The sequence below is a fragment of the Streptomyces sp. OZ13 genome, from assembly GCF_052068155.1.
GTDB lineage: Bacteria > Actinomycetota > Actinomycetes > Streptomycetales > Streptomycetaceae > Streptomyces.
On the sequence record NZ_JBQHCZ010000002.1, the window covers coordinates 22500 to 41894 of the forward strand.

General features: G+C 71.5%; 17 protein-coding genes and 1 riboswitch. Of the genes, 11 read left to right on the plus strand and 6 right to left on the minus strand.

The genetic code is table 11. The annotated features are described in order from the left end of the window. Positions 1 to 96: 96 nt before the first annotated feature. The 8 genes from hpnE (at position 97) to ACTMTU_RS03830 (ending at position 8710) form a co-directional block, all read left to right on the plus strand. Positions 97 to 1482, plus strand: coding sequence for a hydroxysqualene dehydroxylase HpnE (gene hpnE, locus ACTMTU_RS03795; protein WP_441262002.1), 1386 nt, complete (start codon positions 97 to 99; stop codon positions 1480 to 1482). Further along, positions 1479 to 2597 carry a polyprenyl synthetase family protein gene (locus ACTMTU_RS03800; protein ID WP_441262003.1) on the plus strand — a complete coding sequence of 373 codons (1119 nt, stop codon included), beginning with the start codon at positions 1479 to 1481 and terminating at the stop codon, positions 2595 to 2597. The genes hpnE and ACTMTU_RS03800 overlap by 4 nt, the downstream gene beginning before the upstream one ends. Before the next feature lie 135 nt (positions 2598 to 2732). After that, complete coding sequence (gene shc / locus ACTMTU_RS03805) at positions 2733 to 4757, plus strand: squalene--hopene cyclase (protein WP_441262004.1); 2025 nt, start codon at positions 2733 to 2735, stop codon at positions 4755 to 4757. Next, positions 4757 to 5410 (plus strand): phosphorylase family protein, encoded by a 654-nt coding sequence (locus ACTMTU_RS03810; protein ID WP_441262005.1) that lies wholly within the window; start codon positions 4757 to 4759, stop codon positions 5408 to 5410. Before shc ends, ACTMTU_RS03810 begins: the two co-directional genes overlap by 1 nt. 5 nt (positions 5411 to 5415) lie before the next feature. Then, a complete protein-coding gene (hpnH, locus tag ACTMTU_RS03815; RefSeq protein WP_441262006.1) occupies positions 5416 to 6435 on the plus strand; it encodes an adenosyl-hopene transferase HpnH in 1020 nt (339 codons plus the stop codon). Between the two features lie 44 nt (positions 6436 to 6479). Beyond that, positions 6480 to 7874, plus strand: a complete 1395-nt coding sequence (locus ACTMTU_RS03820) for an aspartate aminotransferase family protein (protein ID WP_441262007.1) — start codon at positions 6480 to 6482, stop codon at positions 7872 to 7874. Between the two features lie 65 nt (positions 7875 to 7939). Further along, on the plus strand, positions 7940 to 8539 hold the full coding sequence (locus ACTMTU_RS03825; protein ID WP_441262008.1) for an XRE family transcriptional regulator: 600 nt from the start codon (positions 7940 to 7942) through the stop codon (positions 8537 to 8539). A gap of 6 nt (positions 8540 to 8545) precedes the next feature. After that, positions 8546 to 8710 carry a DUF6126 family protein gene (locus ACTMTU_RS03830; RefSeq protein ID WP_441262009.1) on the plus strand — a complete coding sequence of 55 codons (165 nt, stop codon included), beginning with the start codon at positions 8546 to 8548 and terminating at the stop codon, positions 8708 to 8710. A gap of 11 nt (positions 8711 to 8721) precedes the next feature. Here the strand turns inward: ACTMTU_RS03830 and ACTMTU_RS03835 are convergent, their stop codons facing one another. Continuing rightward, the gene (locus tag ACTMTU_RS03835) at positions 8722 to 9534 is read right to left on the minus strand and encodes a tyrosine-protein phosphatase (protein WP_441262010.1); all 813 of its coding nucleotides are present in this window, start codon (positions 9532 to 9534) and stop codon (positions 8722 to 8724) included. 200 nt (positions 9535 to 9734) lie between these two features. Between ACTMTU_RS03835 and ACTMTU_RS03840 the strand changes: the two genes are divergently transcribed. The 3 genes from ACTMTU_RS03840 to ACTMTU_RS03850 all read left to right on the plus strand — a co-directional run bounded on the left by ACTMTU_RS03840 (position 9735) and on the right by ACTMTU_RS03850 (position 14392). Next, positions 9735 to 11825: an alpha-galactosidase gene (locus tag ACTMTU_RS03840; RefSeq protein WP_441262011.1), complete on the plus strand. Its 2091-nt coding sequence runs from the start codon at positions 9735 to 9737 to the stop codon at positions 11823 to 11825. A gap of 506 nt (positions 11826 to 12331) precedes the next feature. After that, positions 12332 to 12507, plus strand: a riboswitch (cyclic di-AMP (ydaO/yuaA leader). Between the two features lie 2 nt (positions 12508 to 12509). After that, positions 12510 to 13430 (plus strand): M23 family metallopeptidase, encoded by a 921-nt coding sequence (locus ACTMTU_RS03845; RefSeq protein WP_441262012.1) that lies wholly within the window; start codon positions 12510 to 12512, stop codon positions 13428 to 13430. Positions 13431 to 13600: 170 nt separating this feature from the next. Next, a complete protein-coding gene (locus ACTMTU_RS03850) occupies positions 13601 to 14392 on the plus strand; it encodes an SGNH/GDSL hydrolase family protein (RefSeq protein ID WP_441262013.1) in 792 nt (263 codons plus the stop codon). A gap of 351 nt (positions 14393 to 14743) precedes the next feature. On the opposite strand, the gene ACTMTU_RS03855 is transcribed toward ACTMTU_RS03850, so the two are convergent. The 5 genes from ACTMTU_RS03855 to ACTMTU_RS03875 form a co-directional block, all read right to left on the minus strand. Further along, a complete protein-coding gene (locus ACTMTU_RS03855; protein ID WP_441262014.1) occupies positions 14744 to 15490 on the minus strand; it encodes an SAM-dependent methyltransferase in 747 nt (248 codons plus the stop codon). A 17-nt stretch (positions 15491 to 15507) separates the two neighbouring features. Further along, entirely contained in the window at positions 15508 to 15918 is a 411-nt protein-coding gene (locus tag ACTMTU_RS03860; RefSeq protein ID WP_441262015.1) for a hypothetical protein, read from the minus strand. Positions 15919 to 16321: 403 nt separating this feature from the next. Continuing rightward, entirely contained in the window at positions 16322 to 17194 is an 873-nt protein-coding gene (locus ACTMTU_RS03865) for an STM4011 family radical SAM protein (protein WP_441262016.1), read from the minus strand. Between the two features lie 8 nt (positions 17195 to 17202). After that, on the minus strand, positions 17203 to 18579 hold the full coding sequence (locus ACTMTU_RS03870; RefSeq protein ID WP_441262017.1) for an STM4012 family radical SAM protein: 1377 nt from the start codon (positions 18577 to 18579) through the stop codon (positions 17203 to 17205). After that, the gene (locus ACTMTU_RS03875) at positions 18576 to 19382 is read right to left on the minus strand and encodes an STM4013/SEN3800 family hydrolase (RefSeq protein ID WP_441262576.1); all 807 of its coding nucleotides are present in this window, start codon (positions 19380 to 19382) and stop codon (positions 18576 to 18578) included. Before ACTMTU_RS03875 ends, ACTMTU_RS03870 begins: the two co-directional genes overlap by 4 nt. Positions 19383 to 19395 lie beyond the last annotated feature (13 nt).

Genomic DNA, 19395 nt, shown 5'->3' on the forward strand with positions numbered 1-19395 from the left:
GCGGGCAACCGGCCGGGCCGCCGCCGCGTCACTGACGGTGGCGGCCGCGGCACGTCACGTGCCCGGCGGCAATCGGTTCACGAGGGAGGCAGGCGGATGACGGCCGACGGCATGGACTCCCGGCACGCGGTGGTGGTCGGCGGCGGCATCGCCGGTGTCACCGCGGCGCTCCAACTCGCCGACGCGGGGGTGCGGGTCACCCTGCTCGAGAGCCGGCCACGGCTCGGCGGGCTCGCCTTCTCGTTCCGCCGCGGCGAGCTCACCGTGGACAACGGCCAGCACGTGTACCTGCGTTGCTGCACCGCCTACCGCTGGTTCCTCGACCGGATCGACGGCGCGCACCTCGCCCCGGTCCAGGACCGCCTGGACGTGCCCGTCCTCGACGTCGCCGCCAGGAAGGGGCCGAGGCTCGGCCGCCTGCGGCGCTCCGCGCTGCCCGTACCGCTGCACCTCGCCGGGAGCCTCGCCGGCTACCCGCACCTCTCGCTCGCCGAGCGGGCGGGCGTCGGCCGTGCGGCGCTCGCACTGAAAGGGCTGGACCCCGCCGACCCGGCACTGGACGGCGTCGACTTCGCGACCTGGCTCGGCCGCCACGGCCAGTCGCCGCGCGCCGTCGCCGCCCTGTGGGACCTCGTCGGCGTAGCGACCCTCAACGCCAGGGCACCGCAGGCGTCCCTGGGTCTCGCCGCGATGGTCTTCAAGACAGGGCTGCTGTCCGAGCCTGGCGCCGCCGACATCGGCTGGGCCCGGGTGCCGCTCGGCGACCTGCACGACACACTGGCCCGCAAGGCCCTCGACTCGGCCGGGGTGCGCACCGAACTGTCCACCCGGGTACGGCGGCTCAGCCGGCCCGCGGACGGCCGCTGGCAGGTCGACGTGGACGGCGAGCAACTGGACGCCGACACCGTCGTGCTGGCCGTCGCGCAGCGCGAGGCCCACGCCCTGCTCCCGGCCGGCGCGCTGGAGGACCCCGACCGGCTGCTCGACATCGGCACCGCCCCCATCCTCAACATCCATGTGCTGTACGACCGCAGGGTGCTGCGCCGGCCCTTCTTCGCCGCGCTCGGCACGCCGGTCCAGTGGGTCTTCGACCGCACGGAGGCGTCGGGTGCCAAGGAAGGCCAGTACCTCGCGGTCTCCCAGTCCGCGGCGCACAACGAGATCGACGAACCCGTCTCCGTGCTGCGGAAGAGGTATCTGCCGGAGCTGGAAAGGCTGTTGCCCGCAGCGCGCGGCGCGAAGGTACGGGATTTCTTCGTCACCCGTGAGCGTACGGCGACCTTCGCACCGTCCCCCGGCGTCGGCAGGCTGCGGCCGGCCGCGCACACACGCGCCTCCGGCCTGTACCTTGCTGGCGCGTGGACTGCCACCGGCTGGCCCGCGACCATGGAGGGCGCCGTGCGCAGCGGGTTCAGTGCCGCGGGTGCTGCGCTCTCCGCGCTCGGCCGCTGCCATGAACATCCCCTCAAGGAGGCGGCGTGAGCACCAGTACTGGAACCAGAGGAGAAAGCGTGCCGACAGTGCACTCGGCGTACCCGGCTGACGACACCGCACAGAGCGCGGAGAATGTCGACATCTCCGCGCTGCTGGAGCGCGGACGGACTATGTCCACGCCGGTGCTGCGCGCCGCCGTGGAGCGGCTCGCGCCGCCCATGGACACCGTCGCCGCCTACCACTTCGGCTGGATCGACGCGCAGGGACGGCCGTCGGACGGCGACGGCGGCAAGGCCGTACGCCCGGCGCTGGCGCTGCTGTCCGCGGAGGCGGCGGGCGCCGCGCCCGAGGTCGGCATCCCCGGGGCCGTGGCCGTGGAGCTGGTGCACAACTTCTCGCTCCTGCACGACGACCTGATGGACGGCGACGAACAGCGCCGCCACCGCGACACGGTCTGGAAGGTGCACGGGCCCGCCCTGGCGATCCTGGTCGGCGACGCGCTCTTCGCGCTGGCGAACGAAGTGCTGCTGGAGAGCGGCACCGTGGAGGCCGGGCGGGCCGCCCGCCGGCTCACCACCGCGTCCCGCAAGCTCATCGACGGCCAGGCCCAGGACATCTCCTACGAGCACCGCGAGCGGGTCACCGTCGAGGAGTGCCTGGAGATGGAGGGCAACAAGACCGGTGCGCTGCTGGCCTGCGCCGTCTCCATCGGCGCGGTGCTCGGCGGGGCCGACGAGAGGACCGCCGACACGCTGGAGGCGTACGGCCACCACCTCGGTCTGGCCTTCCAGGCCGTCGACGACCTGCTCGGCATCTGGGGCGACCCGGTCGCCACCGGCAAGCAGACCTGGAGCGACCTGCGCCAGCGCAAGAAGTCCCTGCCGGTCGTCGCGGCGCTCGCGGCCGGCGGTCCGGCCTCCGAGCGGCTCGGCGAGCTGCTCGCCGCCGACGCCAAGAGCAGCGACTTCGCCAGCTTCTCCGAGGAGGAGTTCGCCACCCGGGCGGCCCTGATCGAGGAGGCCGGCGGCCGGGAGTGGACCTCCCGGGAGGCCCGCCGTCAGCACGCCGTCGCGATCGAGGCCCTCGACCGTGTCGACATGCCGGAACGGGTCCGCGCGCAGCTCGTCGCGCTCGCGGACTTCGTCGTCGTGCGAAAGAGATGATCGCCATCACCATCGCAAGGACCGACCGGAACAACAGCCGCACCATATGAAGCGCGTCGCCGGCCGGTGACGTCATCGTCACCGGCCGACGTCAGACCCCGGCTCAGCAGAGACCACTGCAACGAAGGGGAACCAATGACAGCGACGACCGACGGAAGCAGCGGGCCCGTGCGGGCCGGTGCTGCCACTGCCGGCGACACGACCACGACGACCGCCGCCCGGACCACCGCACCGGGCACCGACGTACGGGAAGCGGCCGGACGTGCCGCGGAACGGGCCGTCGAGCATCTGCTCGCGCGGCAGGACGCCCAGGGGTGGTGGAAGGGCGACCTCGAGACCAACGTGACCATGGACGCGGAGGACCTGCTGCTGCGGCAGTTCCTCGGCATCCAGGACGCGGCGACCGTAGAGGCGTCCGCCCGCTTCATCCGCGGGCAGCAGCGGGACGACGGCACCTGGGCGACCTTCTACGGCGGCCCCGGCGAACTGTCCACCACCATCGAGGCGTACGTCGCCCTGCGGCTGGCGGGGGACCGTCCCGACGACCCGCACATGCAGCGGGCCGCCTCCTGGGTCCGGAGCAGGGGCGGCATCGCGGCGGCCCGGGTCTTCACCCGGATCTGGCTCGCCCTGTTCGGCTGGTGGAAGTGGGACGACCTGCCCGAGCTGCCGCCGGAGCTGGTCCTCCTGCCCAAGTGGGTCCCGCTGAACATCTACGACTTCGGCTGCTGGGCCCGGCAGACCATCGTGCCCCTGACCATCGTCTCCGCGAAGCGGCCGGTGCGGCCGGCCCCGTTCGCCCTCGACGAGCTGCACACCGACCCGGCGATGCCCTACCCGCGGAAGCGATTCGCCCCCGCGGCCAGTTGGGACGGCTTCTTCCAGCGCGCCGACAAGGCGCTGCACCTGTACCACAAGGTGGCGCCCCGTCGGCTGCGCCGGGCGGCCATGAACGTCGCGGCCCGCTGGATCGTCGAGCGGCAGGAGAACGACGGCTGCTGGGGCGGCATCCAGCCGCCGGCCGTGTACTCGGTGATCGCCCTGCATCTGCTCGGCTACGACCTCGAGCACCCCGTCATGCGGGCGGGGCTGGAGTCGCTCGACCGCTTCGCCGTCCACCATGAGGAGGACGGTCTCCCCGTCCGGATGATCGAGGCCTGCCAGTCCCCGGTCTGGGACACCTGCCTCGCCACCATCGCCCTCGCCGACGCCGGTCTGCCCGCCGACCACCCCGCGCTGGTGAAGGCGGCGGACTGGATGCTGAGCGAGCAGGTCGTGCGGCCCGGCGACTGGTCGGTGCGCAGGCCCGGACTCGGGCCCGGCGGTTGGGCGTTCGAGTTCCACAACGACAATTACCCTGACATCGACGACACGGCCGAGGTGGTGCTCGCCCTGCGGCGGGTGAAGCATCCGGACCCGGAGCGGGTCGAGGCGGCGGTGGCCCGCGGCACCCGCTGGAACCTCGGCATGCAGTCACGGAACGGCGCCTGGGGGGCGTTCGACGCCGACAACACCAGCCCGTTCCCGAACCGCTTGCCGTTCTGCGACTTCGGCGAGGTGATCGACCCGCCGTCGGCGGACGTCACCGCGCACGTCGTCGAGATGCTCGCCCACGAGGGCATGGCGGACGACCCGCGCACCCGGCGCGGCGTGCGGTGGCTCTTGCAGGAACAGGAGGCGAGCGGCGCCTGGTTCGGCCGCTGGGGAGTCAACTACGTGTACGGCACGGGGGCGGTGGTGCCCGCCCTGATCGCAGCCGGGCTGCCCGCCTCCCACCCGGCGGTCCGCCGGGCGGTCACCTGGCTCGAGTCCGTCCAGAACGAGGACGGCGGCTGGGGCGAGGACCTGCGCTCCTACCGGGAGGAGCAGTCGATCGGCCGCGGCGCCTCCACGGCCTCCCAGACCGGCTGGGCGCTGCTCGCCCTGCTGGCGGCCGGTGAGCGGGAGAGCAAGGCCGTCGAGCGGGGTGTCGCCTGGCTGGCACGGACCCAGCGGCCGGACGGCTCCTGGGACGAGCCGTACTTCACGGGCACCGGCTTCCCCTGGGACTTCTCGATCAACTACCACCTGTACCGGCAGGTCTTCCCCCTCACCGCGCTCGGCCGCTTCCTGCACGGGGAACCGCCCGTGGGCCGTCCGGCCGCCCGTGAGGGGGGCTGATGGGGGACGCGCAGGAGCCGGTCGTCCCGGCCGTTCCGCTGCTGGTCGCCTGTGCGCTCGGCATCGAGAAGTTCGCGCTGCGGGCCGGTGACCGGCGCCGCGGCGGGAGCGGCGCGACCGTCCTGCGTACCGGCATGGGGCCGGCCAACGCCGGCCGTGCCGTGCGCGCAGCGTGCGGCACCGAGCCCTTCCGGGAGGCGGCGGTCGTGGCGTCCGGCTTCTGCGCGGGGCTCGCCCCGGGCATGCACCCGGGAGACCTCGTGGTCGTCGAGGAGGCCCGGCTCGGCGGGGTCTCCACCTCCTGCACCGACACGGACCTGCTGGTGAAGGCCGTGGCCAGGGCGGTCCCCGGGCGCACGGTGCACCGGGGCCCGCTGACCGGCGTGGACCATGTCGTGCGCGGCCACGAGCGTGCGGAGCTGCTCGCGGCGGGAGCGATCGCGGCGGACATGGAGTCGGCGGCGACCCTGAACAGCGCCATGGAGACCGGGCCGCGTCCCGTTGCGGCCGTCCGGGTGGTCGTGGACGCCCCGGAACATGAACTGGTACGGATCGGCACACTCCGCGGTGGAATATCAGCCTTCCGTGTACTTCGTGCCGTAATGCCCGCATTTCTTGAATGGCACCGTTCTTTGCTGCTCCCCAGGAGGTGAGCCAGATGGCCATGCCGCTCCGCCAGACCGTCAGGGTCGGGACCTATCTCTTCGAACAGAAGCTCCGCAAGCGCGACAAGTTCCCTCTGATCGTCGAACTCGAGCCGCTCTACGCGTGCAACCTCGCGTGCGAGGGCTGCGGCAAGATCCAGCACCCCGCCGGGGTGCTCAAGCAGCGGATGCCGGTGGCGCAGGCGGTCGGCGCGGTGCTGGAGTCCGGTGCTCCGATGGTCTCCATCGCCGGCGGCGAGCCGCTGATGCACCCCCAGATCGACGAGATCGTGCGTCAGCTGGTGGCCCGCCGGAAGTACGTGTTCCTCTGCACCAACGCCGTTCTGCTGCGCAAGAAGATCGAGAAGTTCACACCCTCCCCGTACTTCGCCTTCGCCGTGCACATCGACGGACTGCGGGAGCGGCACGACGAATCGGTCGCCAAGGAGGGCGTGTTCGACGAGGCGGTCGCGGCGATCAAGGAAGCCAAGCGCCGCGGCTTCCGGGTCACCACCAACTCGACCTTCTTCAACACCGACACCCCGCAGACGGTCATCGAGGTGCTGAACTACCTCAACGACGACCTCAAGGTCGACGAGATGATGATCTCGCCCGCCTACGCCTACGAGAAGGCGCCCGACCAGGAGCACTTCCTCGGCGTCGAGCAGACCAGGGAGCTGTTCCGGAAGGCCTTCGCCGGCGGCAACCGGCGGCGCTGGAGGCTCAACCACTCCCCGCTCTTCCTGGACTTCCTCGAGGGCAGGGCCGACTTCCCCTGCACCGCGTGGGCGATCCCCAACTACTCCCTCTTCGGCTGGCAGCGCCCCTGCTACCTCATGAGCGACGGCTACGTCCCCACCTACCGCGAACTCGTCGAGGACACCGACTGGGACAAGTACGGCCGCGGCAAGGACCCCCGCTGCGCCAACTGCATGGCCCACTGCGGCTACGAGCCCACCGCGGTCCTCGCCACCATGGGATCGCTCAAGGAATCGCTGCGGGCCGCCCGCGAGACGGTCTCCGGGAGCCGGTGACCGGCATGTGACCGACCGACACTCTGGACCAGGAGAGCCGAGGAATGACCGAGCAGCCCAAGAGCTTCGATCTGGCGGAACTGCTGGCGCGGCGCGGTGACGAGCGCTACGAGCTGCACGCCCGGTACCTCAACCACCAACTGCCGCGCATGCTGCGCACCATCGGGTTCGACAAGGTCTACGACCGGGCGGAAGGGGCCTACTTCTACGACACCGAGGGCAACGACTACCTCGACATGCTCGCCGGTTTCGGAGTGATGGGCCTCGGCCGGCACCACCCCGTCGTGAACAAGGCGCTGCACGACGTCATCGACGCCTCGCTCGCCGACCTGGTCCGGTTGGACTGCCAGCCGCTGCCCGGCCTGCTGGCGGAGAAGCTGCTCGAGCACACGCCGCACCTGGACCGGGTGTTCTTCGGCAACAGCGGGGCGGAGGCTGTCGAGGCGGCGCTGAAGTTCGCCAGGTACGTCACCGGCCGGCCCAGGGTCCTGTACTGCACGCATGCCTTCCACGGGCTGACGACCGGCGCGCTGTCGGTCAACGGCGAGAACGGGTTCCGCGACGGCTTCTCCCCGCTGCTGCCGGACACCGCCGTCGCGATGGGCGATCTCGGCGCGCTCGAGCGCGAACTGGTGCGCGGCGACGTGGCCGCCTTCATCGTCGAACCGGTCCAGGGCAAGGGCGTCCACCCGACACCCCCCGGATTCCTGCGGGGCGCCCAGGAACTGCTGCACAAGTACAAGGCGCTGCTGATCGCGGACGAGGTGCAGACGGGCCTCGGGCGGACCGGCGACTTCTACGCCTTCCAGTACGAGGCGGGTGTCGAGCCGGATCTCGTCTGCGTGGCGAAGGCGCTGTCCGGCGGTTATGTGCCTGTCGGCGCCACCCTCGGCAGGGACTGGATCTTCAAGAAGGTCTACTCGTCGATGGACCGGGTCCTGGTGCACTCGGCGAGCTTCGGCTCCAACGCCCAGGCGATGGCGGCGGGGCTGGCCGTGCTGTCCGTGCTGGAGAACGAGCACATCGTGAAGAACGCGCGGGTGACGGGCGAGCTGCTGCGGGCCCGCCTGGCGTCGCTCGTCGACCGGTACGAGCTGCTGCACGCCGTGCGCGGTCGGGGGCTGATGATCGGCATCGAGTTCGGGCGACCGGAGTCCATCAAGCTGCGCAGTCGCTGGACGGTGCTCCAGGCGGCCCGGAAGGGACTGTTCGCACAGATGGTGGTGGTGCCGCTGCTTCAGCGGCACAGGATCCTCACCCAGGTCTCCGGGGACCACATGGAAGTGATCAAGCTGATCCCGCCGCTGATCATCGGGGAGAAGGAGGTCGACCGTTTCGTCGGCGCGTTCGAAGCCGTGATGGAGGACGCGCACGGCGGTGGCGGTCTGATGTGGGACTTCGGCAAGACCTTGATGAAGCAGGCGGTCGCCAACCGCTGAGCAGGATTTTTGCCTGTGAGGCAAAGTGGTTTGCCTCGCAGGCAATACTCTGGCCCAATGGAGGCATGACCGCCTCCACAGAGCCGACGGACGAGGGGCTGCCCGAGATGGCGCCCCGGCTGCGCGACCTGCGCCGCCGCCGTGGACTCACCCTCGAGGTCGCCGCCCAGCGGGCGGGCCTCTCGCCCGCCCATCTCTCCCGGCTCGAGACGGGACAGCGGCAGCCCTCGCTGCCGATGCTCCTCGCCCTCGCCCGCATCTACGGTACGACGGTCGCCGAACTGCTCGGCGAGCAGCCCGCCGAACGCGATCCGGTCATCCGTGGCCGCGACCACGAGCCGGCGGCGGCCGGCTGGGACTACCACCGGGCCGGCAACCCGGGACGGGCCATGCAGGCCCTGCGCGTGTTCGTGCCGTACGGCGTGCAGGGCGACCTCGTACGCGTCCACCCCGGCGAGGAATGGCTCCACGTCGTCCGCGGGCGGCTGCGGCTCGGCCTCGGGGATGCCGTCCACGAGCTGGCCTCCGGTGACAGCGCGCACTTCGACTCGCTCACCCCGCACCGCATCGCGGCGGCCGGCCCCGAGGGGGCGGAAATGCTGTTCGTGCACACCCTGCTGCAGGCCCCGGAACCGCACCCCGTCCCTGACCACCGAGGAATGTGATCCCGCATGTCGTACGACCCTTTGGACAGGCGCACCTCCGGTGGCGAGAGCCCGCGCGAGGAGCGGTTCCCGCGCGGACTGGTGATCAGGCTCTTCGCCTACCTCATCGCCGGCCACATCATCGCCGGGTTCCTCTACCTGCTGTTCCTGGTGGGCGGCCAGAACCAGTGACGGGCGAGGGCTCAGCCCTGGTCGAGCAGCCGATCCCGCAGACGTTCACGTGTCTGCGGGGACAGCCGCAGGCCCTCGGTGAGGTACCGCTCCGTCGTGCCCCAGTTCTCCTCGATGGCCTCGAAGGCCGCGGCCAGGTACTCGGCGCGGGCGTCGAAGAGCGGGCTGAGCAGCTCCATCACCTCGGGTGACATGGCGTCAGGTCCATTGCCGCTGCGCCGGACCTTGTAACGGCGGTGCGGGTCGTTGGACTTGAGGTAGTCCGCCTCGATGGCGTCGCGCTCCACGCCGACGGCGAGCAGTGACACCGCTATCGACAGGCCGGCGCGGTCCTTGCCCGCAGCGCAGTGCATCAGGGCGGGGACGCTGTCCTCGGCCAGGGCGTGCAGCACGCGGCTGTGCTCCGCCGTCCGCTCCTTGATGATCATCCGGTAGGAGGCGATCATCCGGCCGGCGCCCTTGCCGTCCGCGAGGATCGACTTCAGCTGGTCCAGATTCCCGTCCCGGACCATCTTCCAGAACTCCGCGCCGTCCGCGGGGTCGCTCAGCGGCAGGTTCACGTTGCGCACCCCGGGCAGGTCGATGTCCGGCCCCTCGAGCTTCTGGTCCGCCGCGTTGCGGAAGTCGAAGATCGTGTGGAGGCCGAGCGTCGACAGGAACGCGGCGTCGGTCGCCGTCGCGTGTGCCAGGTGGCCGCTGCGGAAGAGCTTGCCGGGCCGCACCCGCCGCCCGTCCGTCGTCGGCAGGCCGCCCACGTCCCGGAAGTTACGGACCCCGGTCAGCTCGGGCTCTGTAGAGGGGACCTGCGGCAGCTGCTGCGTCACGGGGACTCCTTCGGAGGACAGTCGCCGGCGCTGTTCGCCGGGCGATGGCGCGGCCTCGACCATACGACACGCGTTCATCGGCCAATCGTCCCGGCCGTCCCGCACGGTGGCCGGCGCCCCCTGTGCGCCGTTGCCGCCGCGGGCCGCCCGGGCGGATGATGTGCGGGCCTGTGCGGTCCTGTGAGTATCCGAGGGGTCAGATGATCGAGAACGTTGGCAAGGGGCGCACCTGGGTCCTCTCCGGCCCCACGAGCAGCTACGCCCTCCACCTCACCGACGCGGACGAGGTCGTGCACCTCCACTGGGGCGGGCGCATCCCGGCCGCCGCCGCGGCGGCCCTCGCGGCCGCGGGCCCGCCGCCGTACCGGCCCTTCGAGTCCCCGCTCGACGGCCGCGAGGAATACCCCGTGGAAGGCGGCCCGCGATTCGTGCGCCCGGCACTGTCGGTCAGGAGCGAGAGCGTCCGCGGCACGGAATGGACCTTCGCCGGCTGGACCGCGGAGGACGACGAGCTGCGCCTGCGCTTCCGCGACGAGCTGGTGGGCCTGGGCCTGACCCTGCACTACCGAATGCGCGGCGACAGCGACGTGATCGAACGCTGGGTCACCGTCGCCCACGAGGGCGCCGGACCCGACCTCGAACTGCTCCGGGCCGATGCCGCCGCCTGGACGCTGCCGCTGAGGGACGCATGGCGGCTCTCGCAGCTGCACGGCCGCTGGGCCGCCGAATCCCGCCTCGTGCGCACCGCGCTCCCGTACGGGGAGGCGGCGATCGGCAGCCGGCGCGGCCACACCGGTCACCAGCACCTGCCCTGGGTGGCCCTGGACGCGGAAGGTGCCACCGAGGAGCACGGAGAGGTGTACGGCTGCGCCCTCGGCTGGTCCGGATCGTGGCGGATCTGTGTGCAGCGGCTGCCGGACGGGGCCGTACAGATCACCGGAGGAGCGGGACACGACGACTCCGGGCTCCTGCGGCTCGCCCCTGGCGGGAGGTACATTTCGCCTGTCTTCGCCGGCCTCTGGAGCGACCGGGGCTTCGGCGGGGCGAGCAGGGCCTGGCACGCCTGGCAGCTGGCCCACGTGATTCCCGGCGCCGACCGGGTGCGGCCGGTGCTCTACAACTCGTGGGAGGCCACCGGCTTCGACATCTCCCAGCAGCAGCAGTCGGCGCTCGCGCGGCGGGCCGCCGCGATGGGGGTCGAGCTGTTCGTCGTGGACGACGGCTGGTTCGGGCGGCGCACCGGAGACCGGTCCGGGCTCGGCGACTGGACACCGAACCCGGACCGCTTCCCCGACGGGCTGGGGCCGCTGGCCGCCGAAGTGCACGCGCTCGGCATGCAGTTCGGCATCTGGGTGGAGCCGGAGATGGTCAACGAGGACAGCGACCTCTACCGGGCGCATCCCGACTGGATCCAGCACCGTCCGGGGCGGACGAGGACCGAGTTCCGCAACCAGCTGGTGCTCAACCTCGCGCGCGAGGACGTACGGGCCCACCTGTGGGAGCAGCTCGACGCACTGCTTTCCGACGCGCCCGTCGACTATGTGAAGTGGGACTTCAACCGCTGCTTCACCGATGCGGGCTGGCCGGGGGAGCCGTACCCGCAGAAGCTGTGGGCCGAGCACGTCGAAGGCTTCTACGGTCTGCTGGACCGGCTGCGGGCGGCGCATCCCTCCGTCGCCTTCGAGTCCTGCTCCGGCGGGGGCGGCAGGATCGATCTGGGAGTCCTCGCCCGCACCGACCAGGTGTGGACGTCGGACAACACCGACCCGCTGGACCGGCTCACCGTCCAGCACGGCTTCAGCCAGCTGCACCCGGCCCGGGTCATGGCGGCATGGGTCACCGACAGCCCCAACGTCCAGCTCAACGGTCGCCGCAGCAGTCTGCGCTTCCGGTTCGTGAGCGCCATGGCCGGCGTGCTGGGCGTCGGGGGAGACCTCTCGGCCTGGAGCGAGGCGGAGCTGGCGGAGGCGCGCGACTGGGTCCGGCTCTACAAGGAGATCAGGCCGGTGGTCCAGCACGGCGAGCTGTACCGGCTGCGGACCCCGCAGGGCGGTCTCAGCGCCGTGCAGTACGTACGGGGCGACGAGACGGTGGTGCTCGCGCTGCTCCAGGCCCAGCGCTACGGCGAGCGGCCGCCGGCGCTCCGGCTGCGCGGCGTCGAGGCGACGGCGGCCTACGTGTGTGCGGACACCGGAGCGGTCCACCAGGGCGGGGTGCTGCTTCACCACGGAATTCACACCGGACTGAAGGGCGATCTCGACGCCACTGTGATCCGGCTCCGGCGGATGTGATCCACCGGTTCCAATTCGCCTTACGCGCAAGCGAGCAGGGGAATTGCGAAAGGGGGCCGGCCGGCCGGTGGCGCGGAAACGGGCGGAGCGCAGAAGGCGCGGGGGGCGATGGGAGGGAGCCCCGGTCCGGGGAGCCGGAAGTGACAGGTGTCACGGCTTCAGTCGCCGGACGGCGAAGTGGGGCAAGGGTGGCGGGATTTGATGGGCAAGTGCGGGATTAGGTGGCTAAATGATCCTTCTGTCCGAATTGGATGGTTGCGCATAACGTGCCCCGTAAGAAGGGGAGATGGTCGCCGGCCCGTGAGCAGCGTCATATCCGTGACGTTCTGTGGCCGTGGCGCTGATGTGAATTCCTTGGTCGGCAAGGCGATTGGCCGCCCCTTGTCGACGGAGGGTGACCGGGAATCCGCGAGGGCGGGGCGCCGGTCATTGATCGTGGAAAATCGTGGCTTGTCCCGCGCTGCCCGACTCGCCTACGGTCACGCTCAATCCGGACGGACCGCCTAATCCTGCCGCCGCCCGGAATTCGAACCTATCCACGCGTGGCAGGAGCGGGGGACCCAGGTAGTACGCCGTATCCGGACAATCCGGACGGCTTGGGGTGAAGTAGCACCAAGTGTGCGACCGGGCATCTCCAGCCCGAACCCGACAGCTCACCTCGCAGGCGCCGGAGAGGAATGCGCCATGCCCGCGAAGGGTAAGCACCGCCGTCCCAAGACCAACCCGATCACCCGCGGCTTCGTCGTCGCCGGTACGGGTGGCGCCGCCATCGCGCTCCCGCTGTTCGGCGCCACCACGGCCAATGCCGCCCCGGCGGCGGCCCCGGCCCCAGCGGAGAAGGCCGCCGCCGCGGCCCCGGCCTCCGCACCCGCGGCGGCCCCGGCCGCCAAGAAGGCACCGAAGACCTACACGGTCGTCGCCGGGGACTACCTGTCGAAGATCGCCGACGAGCAGGACGTCCGCGGCGGCTGGAAGCAGCTCTTCAACGACAACCGCCGTGTCATCGGTGCCGACCCGTCGCTGATCCACCCGGGTCTGGAGCTGACGATCGGCGCGAAGAACAAGGCGACGAACGACCCGGAGCCCCGCTCCGAGTCCCAGTCCCGCCCGTCGCGCGACGACTCGCGGTCCGCCGCGCCGGAGGCCGAGGCGCCGAAGGCCGAGGCCCCCGCCAAGGAGGCCGCGACCACTGCGTCCGGTTCCGGCTTCAGCGCCCCCGTCGACGCGGGCGTCACCACCCCGTACCGGGCGTCCGGTGCCATGTGGTCCAGCGGTTACCACACCGGTGTCGACTTCGCCGCCCCCACCGGCAGCTCCGTCAAGGCCATCGGCGCGGGTACCGTCGTCTCCGCCGGCTGGGGCGGCGCCTACGGCAACGAGGTCGTCATCCAGCACACGGACGGGACCTACTCCCAGTACGCCCACCTCTCCTCGCTCGCCGTCTCCAGCGGGCAGTCGGTGACCGGTGGTCAGCAGATCGGACTGTCGGGTTCGACCGGCAACTCCTCCGGTCCGCACCTGCACTTCGAGGTCCGCACCGGCTCCTCGTACGGTTCGGACATCGACCCGCTGGCCTACCTGCGTGAGCACGGCGTCTCCCTCTGAGCCGTCCGGTCGCACCCGGTCCACCGGTGAGTCCCCGTTCCGCATCAGGCGGAGCGGGGGCTTCCGCGTATTCCGGCCCGGCCGGAATTTGACGGGTGGTAAAGATCACGGCGCGTCAACCCCTCCTTACGGTCGCGTAGGTCACATCAGTGAAGGAAAGATGTGCTCCCGTGGCAGACGATTCGAGAACAGAGAACAGTGGCGTATTCGGGTCGTACGCGGCGATCGGTGACAGCTTCACCGAGGGCGTGGGGGACCCGGGGCCCGACGGGAGATTCGTCGGATGGGCGGACCGGTTCGCCGTCCTGCTCGCCGACCGGATGCCGGAGCACTCCTTCCGGTACGCCAACCTCGCCGTACGCGGCCGCCTCCTCGACCAGATCGTCGAGGAGCAGGTGCCGAGGGCGCGCGAGCTCGCGCCGGACCTGGTGACCTTCTGCGCCGGCGGCAACGACATCATCCGGCCCGGCTCCGACCCCGACGACGTCGCGGAACGCTTCGAACGCGCGGTGGCCGACCTCGCCGGCTCGGTCGGCACCGTCATGGTGACCACCGGCTTCGACACCCGGGACGTGCCGGTCCTGCGGCATCTGCGCGGCAAGATCGCCACGTACACCGCCCACGTACGGGCCATCGCCGACCGCTACGACTGCCCCGTGCTGGACCTGTGGTCGCTCAAGTCCGTCCAGGACCGGCGGGCTTGGGACGCCGACCGGCTCCACCTGTCGCCCGAGGGGCACACCAGGGTCGCGCTGCGCGCCGCTCAGGTCCTCGGGATCGAGGTGCCCGCCGACCCCGACCAGCCGTGGCCGCCGCTGCCCCCGCGAGGGACGCTCGAGGTGCGCCGGGACGACATCCAGTGGGCGCGCGAGTATCTGGTGCCCTGGATCGGGCGGCGGCTCCGCGGCGAGAGCTCCGGCGATCATGTGGAGGCCAAGCGCCCCGACCTGCTGCCACTCTGAGGCGCACGGCGGTCCGGGGCCCGGATCGCCGAGGCGGCGCCGGTGTGGCGGACCGCCCGGCAACCGCCGGACTTCTGCCCCGCCCAGGACGACGTCGGCGGCCCGGGCGCCGGGCCCGGCCCTGCTGGTCCCTGGTCGCCTCGCCACCCTCGCGTTCACCGGCATGGGCCGTCCGGAGCGTGCCGCGCACCCACTGAGGGGAGGGCCCGCGCGGCCGGTCGCCAGGTGCGGCACCGCGAGCACCGCCACGGCAGCGGCCGTGTGCGTGAACCCCGGCCGCCCACCCCCGTAGCAGCGTCCCGTGCGGGGCCCGGACGGTGTGACGTCCGGGCCCCGCACGGGACGGGAGCATCAGCGCTTCATGAGGGCGAAGACTCCCCAGCCGAGATACTCACGTGTGCAGCGCGCGTAGCGGGCGGGCTCGTTGGTGAGTTCCTCCCGTACCTCGGGGGCCAGTTCGTCGTCCGGGTTCCGGTCGAGCCAGCGGCGCAGGTTGAGCCACTGGGCCGCGGCGTACCGGTCCCAGCTGTCCTGGTCGGCCAGCATCATCTCCACGACGTCGTACCCGAGATCCTGGAACTGCCCGATCAGGTCCGGGAGCCGCAGGAAATCGGCGATGCCGGTGGCGTGGCAGCCCTTGGCGGTCTCCTCGTCCGGAGGGGTCCGCCGCCAGTACGGCTCGCCGATCAGCATCAGGCCGCCGGGACGGAGGCTGCGGCCGAGCAGCTCTGCCGTTCCGGCGACGCCGTTCCCGATCCACGTGGCGCCGACACAGGCGGCCAGATCGACCGGCTGGTCCGCGACGTGGCCGGAGGCGTCACCGTGGACGAACTCGACCCGGTCGGCGACGCCGAGTTCGACGGCGCGGGCCCGGGCCTGCTCGGTGAAGACCGTGCTGATGTCCACCCCGGTGCCCGTGATCCCGTGGTCACGCGCCCAGGTGCACAGCATCTCGCCCGAGCCGCCGGCCAGGTCGAGCACCCGTGTCCCGGGGGCGAGATGGAGCGCTTCGCCCAGGGCGGCGAGCTTGGCCGCCGTCAGCGGGTTGTGGATCCGGTGGCTGCTCTCGCGGATGGTGAAGATGCGGGGAAGGTCCATGATCGAATTCCTTTCCGTCATGCCTTGCGGTGGAACGGGCGGTTGATGGCGTGTCGCAGGCGCGCGATGTCCTTCCTGGGCCGCTCCTGCTCGGCGCGCGGCCGCGCGTCGGTGCGGAAGGCGGCACAAGCGTTCTCGCTCAGCAGCCGGTGGTAGCTGTCCAGGCGCCGCCGGGTGAGGTGGCCGTCGTCGATGGCGGACAGGACGGCGCAGCCCGGTTCGGTGGTGTGGGCGCAGTCCGCGAAGCGGCAGCCGCGTGCCGGTTCGGTGATCTCGGTGAAGGTCCGGTCCAGGCCCTCGTCGGCATCGTGCAGGCCCACGCCACGCAGGCCCGGGGTGTCCAGCCGGAGCCCGCCGCGGGGCAGCGGCAGCAGCTCGCGCCGTGCGGCGGCGAGACCAGGTGGTTGTGAAGGGGGTTGATGAAACAACGTGGAGACCCTTGAGAAGGGGCCCCGCCGGACGGCAGGCGTGCCGGGACTACTCCCGCAAGGGAGAAAGGCAGGCGAAGGTCAGGACGAGGCCCGGGAAGTGAGGATGATCCGGGCACCGCGCACAGCGGTGGTCTCCACGACAGTCATCGACTCACCTCCTTCGATCTCCATGAGCGATCTTGATGTCGCTGCGGCGATCACGATAACACCTGCCGGGGACGTCGACGCCGCCCGGGCGGCGCCTTGGAGACCCGGCAGACGCGGATCCGCTCGCGGAGAGCCTTCCGGCCTTCTTGGACCCCGCGCACACCGGTGTGGTGCTGGCGCATCCACGTCGCCGGCCGCGACGGACCCGACGAGAGACGTCTGCCCACGGGCCTGCGGGCGGAAAGCACGCTTCCTAGGTGAGGGCGGACGGGACCGCCGGGGGAAGCTGCGACGGGATACGTTCGAGGACCCCGCCGGCGAAGACGTCGTACAGCGGCAGCGTCTCCAGGTGGACGTACCCGATGTGGCAGTCGCACACGGCGAGGGGGCAGGCGCGGGGGCGAAGCGCGCGGCGGTACGAGCCGTCGTAGAGATTGCCGAGCTCGGCGCGGACGAAGTGGCAGCGGCGCACGGTCCCCTCGCCGTCCACCGAGACGACACTCTCGCCCGTGCGGCACGGCAGCCCCGCGGAGCGGTGCGGGTGGCGGCTGTAGGGGAAGAGCGGATCCAGCTCCGTCCAGGCCTGTGCCTCCGCGTCGGAGAGTTCGTGTCCCTCGGGCGCGTTCACCCACAGATAGATGTGGCCGGGCAGGTCGGCGCGGAGTCTGCGCGCCTCCTCCAGATGGCCCGGGAAGCCGACGATGCCCACGCTGAAACGGATCTCCCGCCGTATCAGGTCCCGGCACTTGCTGATGAACCGGTCATAAGGCGTCTGACCGGGGTGAAAGGTGCACCACAGGGCGAGAGTTTCGGGGCACGCCTCCGCCAGCCAGTCCGTACGGCAGCTCAGATTCGTCTGGATCGCGACCCGGCGGATGTGCGGCAGGTGCGACAACTCCGTCAGGGTCCGGCGGTACCAGGAACGGACCAGCCCCTCGCCCCATGGCGTGAACAGGACCGACAGCCGGTCCCCGGTCTGCCCGGCGGCCCATCCCGAGAAGCGCTCCAGCGCGGCGCGGTCCGCGCGCAGCTGCTCCGGGCTGTCGCGGCGCTTCGCGAACGGACAGTAGGGGCAGTCGTAGTCGCAGGACGACAACGGGCCCCGGTACAGCACGGTCAGATCCATGGACGCGCTCACTTCGGCTCGTACGAGGCCATGGCCGCCCGGACCGCGGGCGAGAACAGCTCGGGGCCCAGGGCGTCGGAATGGGCGAGCCCTTCGGGCGACAGCCTCAGCCGGCCGGGCGCGGCGGCCGCGTCGAGCCAGCCGAGGGCGGCGAACCGCTCCAGCTCCGCGGCGAAATGGGCGGCGGGAGCCGCGCCGAACCGCTCGCGGTAGCCGGCCACGTCCATCCCCTCGGCCTGGAGCAGCGACTGCAGAAGGTGCCGGCGGCGTGCCTCGTCCTCGTCGACCCGCCGGCCCACCTCCGCCCGGGAGAAGTCCTCCGTCGCCGTGAAGTCGTCGATGATGCGGCGGATCTGGCCCATGTCGACGGCGTAGTCGAAGGAGTAGTGGAGGGACGACGTGTAGGAGCGGGCACCACAGCCCAGCCCGATCATGCCGTCCGTCTGGCAGGCATGGTCGTCGGAGGCCGACGGCGGCGCGCCCGCGCGGCGGAACATACGCATGGACACCTGCTCGTACCCGCGGGCGAGAAGATGGTCGCGGCCCGCGCGGTACAGACGCAGCCGCTGCTCGTCCCAGGCGGCGTCACCCGCCGCCCCCAGCCGGCCCAGACCGGTCAGCGGGCGCACGTACAGCGGGTAGAGATACAGCTCCTCCGGCTCCCAGCCGAGGGCGGCGTCGAGCGACGAGAGCCACGTTCGTTCGGTCTGACCGTCGATGCCGTAGATCAGGTCGATGTTGAGGACGGGGATCCGTGCGTCCCGTATCCGGCCGAGCGCGGCCTCCACGTCGGCACGGCGCTGAGGCCGCACCGCCGCCCTCGCCTCCGCGTCGACGAAACTCTGCACGCCGATGCTGACCCTGCTCGTGCCGCGTTCGGCGAGCACGGCCAGCCGGTCCGCGGTCGCCGTGGCCGGCGACGTCTCCACCGACAGCGGCACCGCGCTCAGGTCGGCGCCCATCCGCTTCTCCGCGATGTCGCAGAGCCGCTCCAGTTCCCCGGCCGTCAGGAACGTCGGCGTACCGCCGCCGAACGCGGCCGCCGCGAACCGCACCGGGGCGCCGTCCCCGAGGGCCTCGCGCACAGCGACCGCCTGCCGGTCGAGGGCGTCCAAGTAACGTCCGGTCAGCTCGTCAGGGGCGCCGATCCTGGTGAACAGGTTGCAGAAACCGCACCGGACCTCGCAGAACGGGATGTGCAGATAGAGGGACAGAGCGTCCTTGGGTTCCGGTGCCCACAGTTCGCGCAGCGCCGGCCGGTCCTGGAGGGGCCGGTAGGCCGTCTTGTGCGGATAGGCGTAGACATAGCTCTGGTAGGGGCGCGGAGAGCCGGGGCCGGCGAGGGCCGCGGGGGCTGTCAAGGGGGTCGACGCGCGGGTGCTCATGCGGAGGCCTCGAGGAAGAAGTGGGCGTAGGGGACGGTCCAGACGGCCTCGTGGCCGAGGCGGTGACCGGTGAAACCGCCGTCACCGTAGGCGGTGCCGTGGTCGGAGCAGACGATCGCGAAGCACCGCCGGCGGCTGCTCGCGGCGGCGAACAGCCGCCCGATGTGACGGTCGATGTACTCGAGGGCCGCGGCGTGGGTCTCCCGGGAGTCACCGTCGGCCCGGGTCGCTCCCGGCAGATGGAACCAGTTGGGCTGGTGCAGGGAGGGCACGTTGACGAACAGGAACAGCCTGCGCTCGCGCGGCAGGGAGGCCACGACCTGCTCGGCCCGTTCCACCTGCGCCTCGAAGGACGTGGGAGAGGCGACCGAGAACGAGGGCTCCCAGTGGCTCTCCTGGAACATCCCCGGCAGCACGGATCCCAGCGGCCCCTGCTTGTTGAAGAACCCGACACCGCCGATGCACACGGTGCGGTAGCCGGCCCCGGCCAGGGCGGAGACGAGGTCGGGGGTGTCGAAGACGAACGTGCGTCCGGCGGTGGTCTCACTGCCGGCGAAACGGGCGGCGAACAGCCTCGGATGGGGCCCCTGTTCGGCGGGCGTGGGCAGGAACCCGGCGAACATCGCCTGATGGGAGGCGTAGGTGAAACTGCCCGGGGCATGCCGCTTCTCCCAGACGCCGTCCGGGAGATGACGGGCCAGGTTCGGGAGCCGTCCGGCGGCAGCCAGTTCGGCGGCGACGTCGAAACGCAGGGTGTCGAGCGTGACGAGGAGCAGGTCGTCCCGCCCCACGACCTCGTTCATGTCCGGGGTACCG

Coding starts and splice junctions, on each gene's coding strand:
- hpnE (WP_441262002.1), top strand. CDS start 97: ATGACGGCCGACGGCATGGACTCCCGGCACGCGGTGGTGGTCGGCGGC.
- shc (WP_441262004.1), top strand. CDS start 2,733: ATGACAGCGACGACCGACGGAAGCAGCGGGCCCGTGCGGGCCGGTGCT.
- ACTMTU_RS03810 (WP_441262005.1), top strand. CDS start 4,757: ATGGGGGACGCGCAGGAGCCGGTCGTCCCGGCCGTTCCGCTGCTGGTC.
- hpnH (WP_441262006.1), top strand. CDS start 5,416: ATGGCCATGCCGCTCCGCCAGACCGTCAGGGTCGGGACCTATCTCTTC.
- ACTMTU_RS03820 (WP_441262007.1), top strand. CDS start 6,480: ATGACCGAGCAGCCCAAGAGCTTCGATCTGGCGGAACTGCTGGCGCGG.
- ACTMTU_RS03825 (WP_441262008.1), top strand. CDS start 7,940: ATGACCGCCTCCACAGAGCCGACGGACGAGGGGCTGCCCGAGATGGCG.
- ACTMTU_RS03830 (WP_441262009.1), top strand. CDS start 8,546: ATGTCGTACGACCCTTTGGACAGGCGCACCTCCGGTGGCGAGAGCCCG.
- ACTMTU_RS03840 (WP_441262011.1), top strand. CDS start 9,735: ATGATCGAGAACGTTGGCAAGGGGCGCACCTGGGTCCTCTCCGGCCCC.
- ACTMTU_RS03845 (WP_441262012.1), top strand. CDS start 12,510: ATGCCCGCGAAGGGTAAGCACCGCCGTCCCAAGACCAACCCGATCACC.
- ACTMTU_RS03855 (WP_441262014.1), bottom strand. CDS start 15,490: ATGGACCTTCCCCGCATCTTCACCATCCGCGAGAGCAGCCACCGGATC.
- ACTMTU_RS03865 (WP_441262016.1), bottom strand. CDS start 17,194: ATGGATCTGACCGTGCTGTACCGGGGCCCGTTGTCGTCCTGCGACTAC.
- ACTMTU_RS03870 (WP_441262017.1), bottom strand. CDS start 18,579: ATGAGCACCCGCGCGTCGACCCCCTTGACAGCCCCCGCGGCCCTCGCC.
- ACTMTU_RS03875 (WP_441262576.1), bottom strand. CDS start 19,382: ATGAACGAGGTCGTGGGGCGGGACGACCTGCTCCTCGTCACGCTCGAC.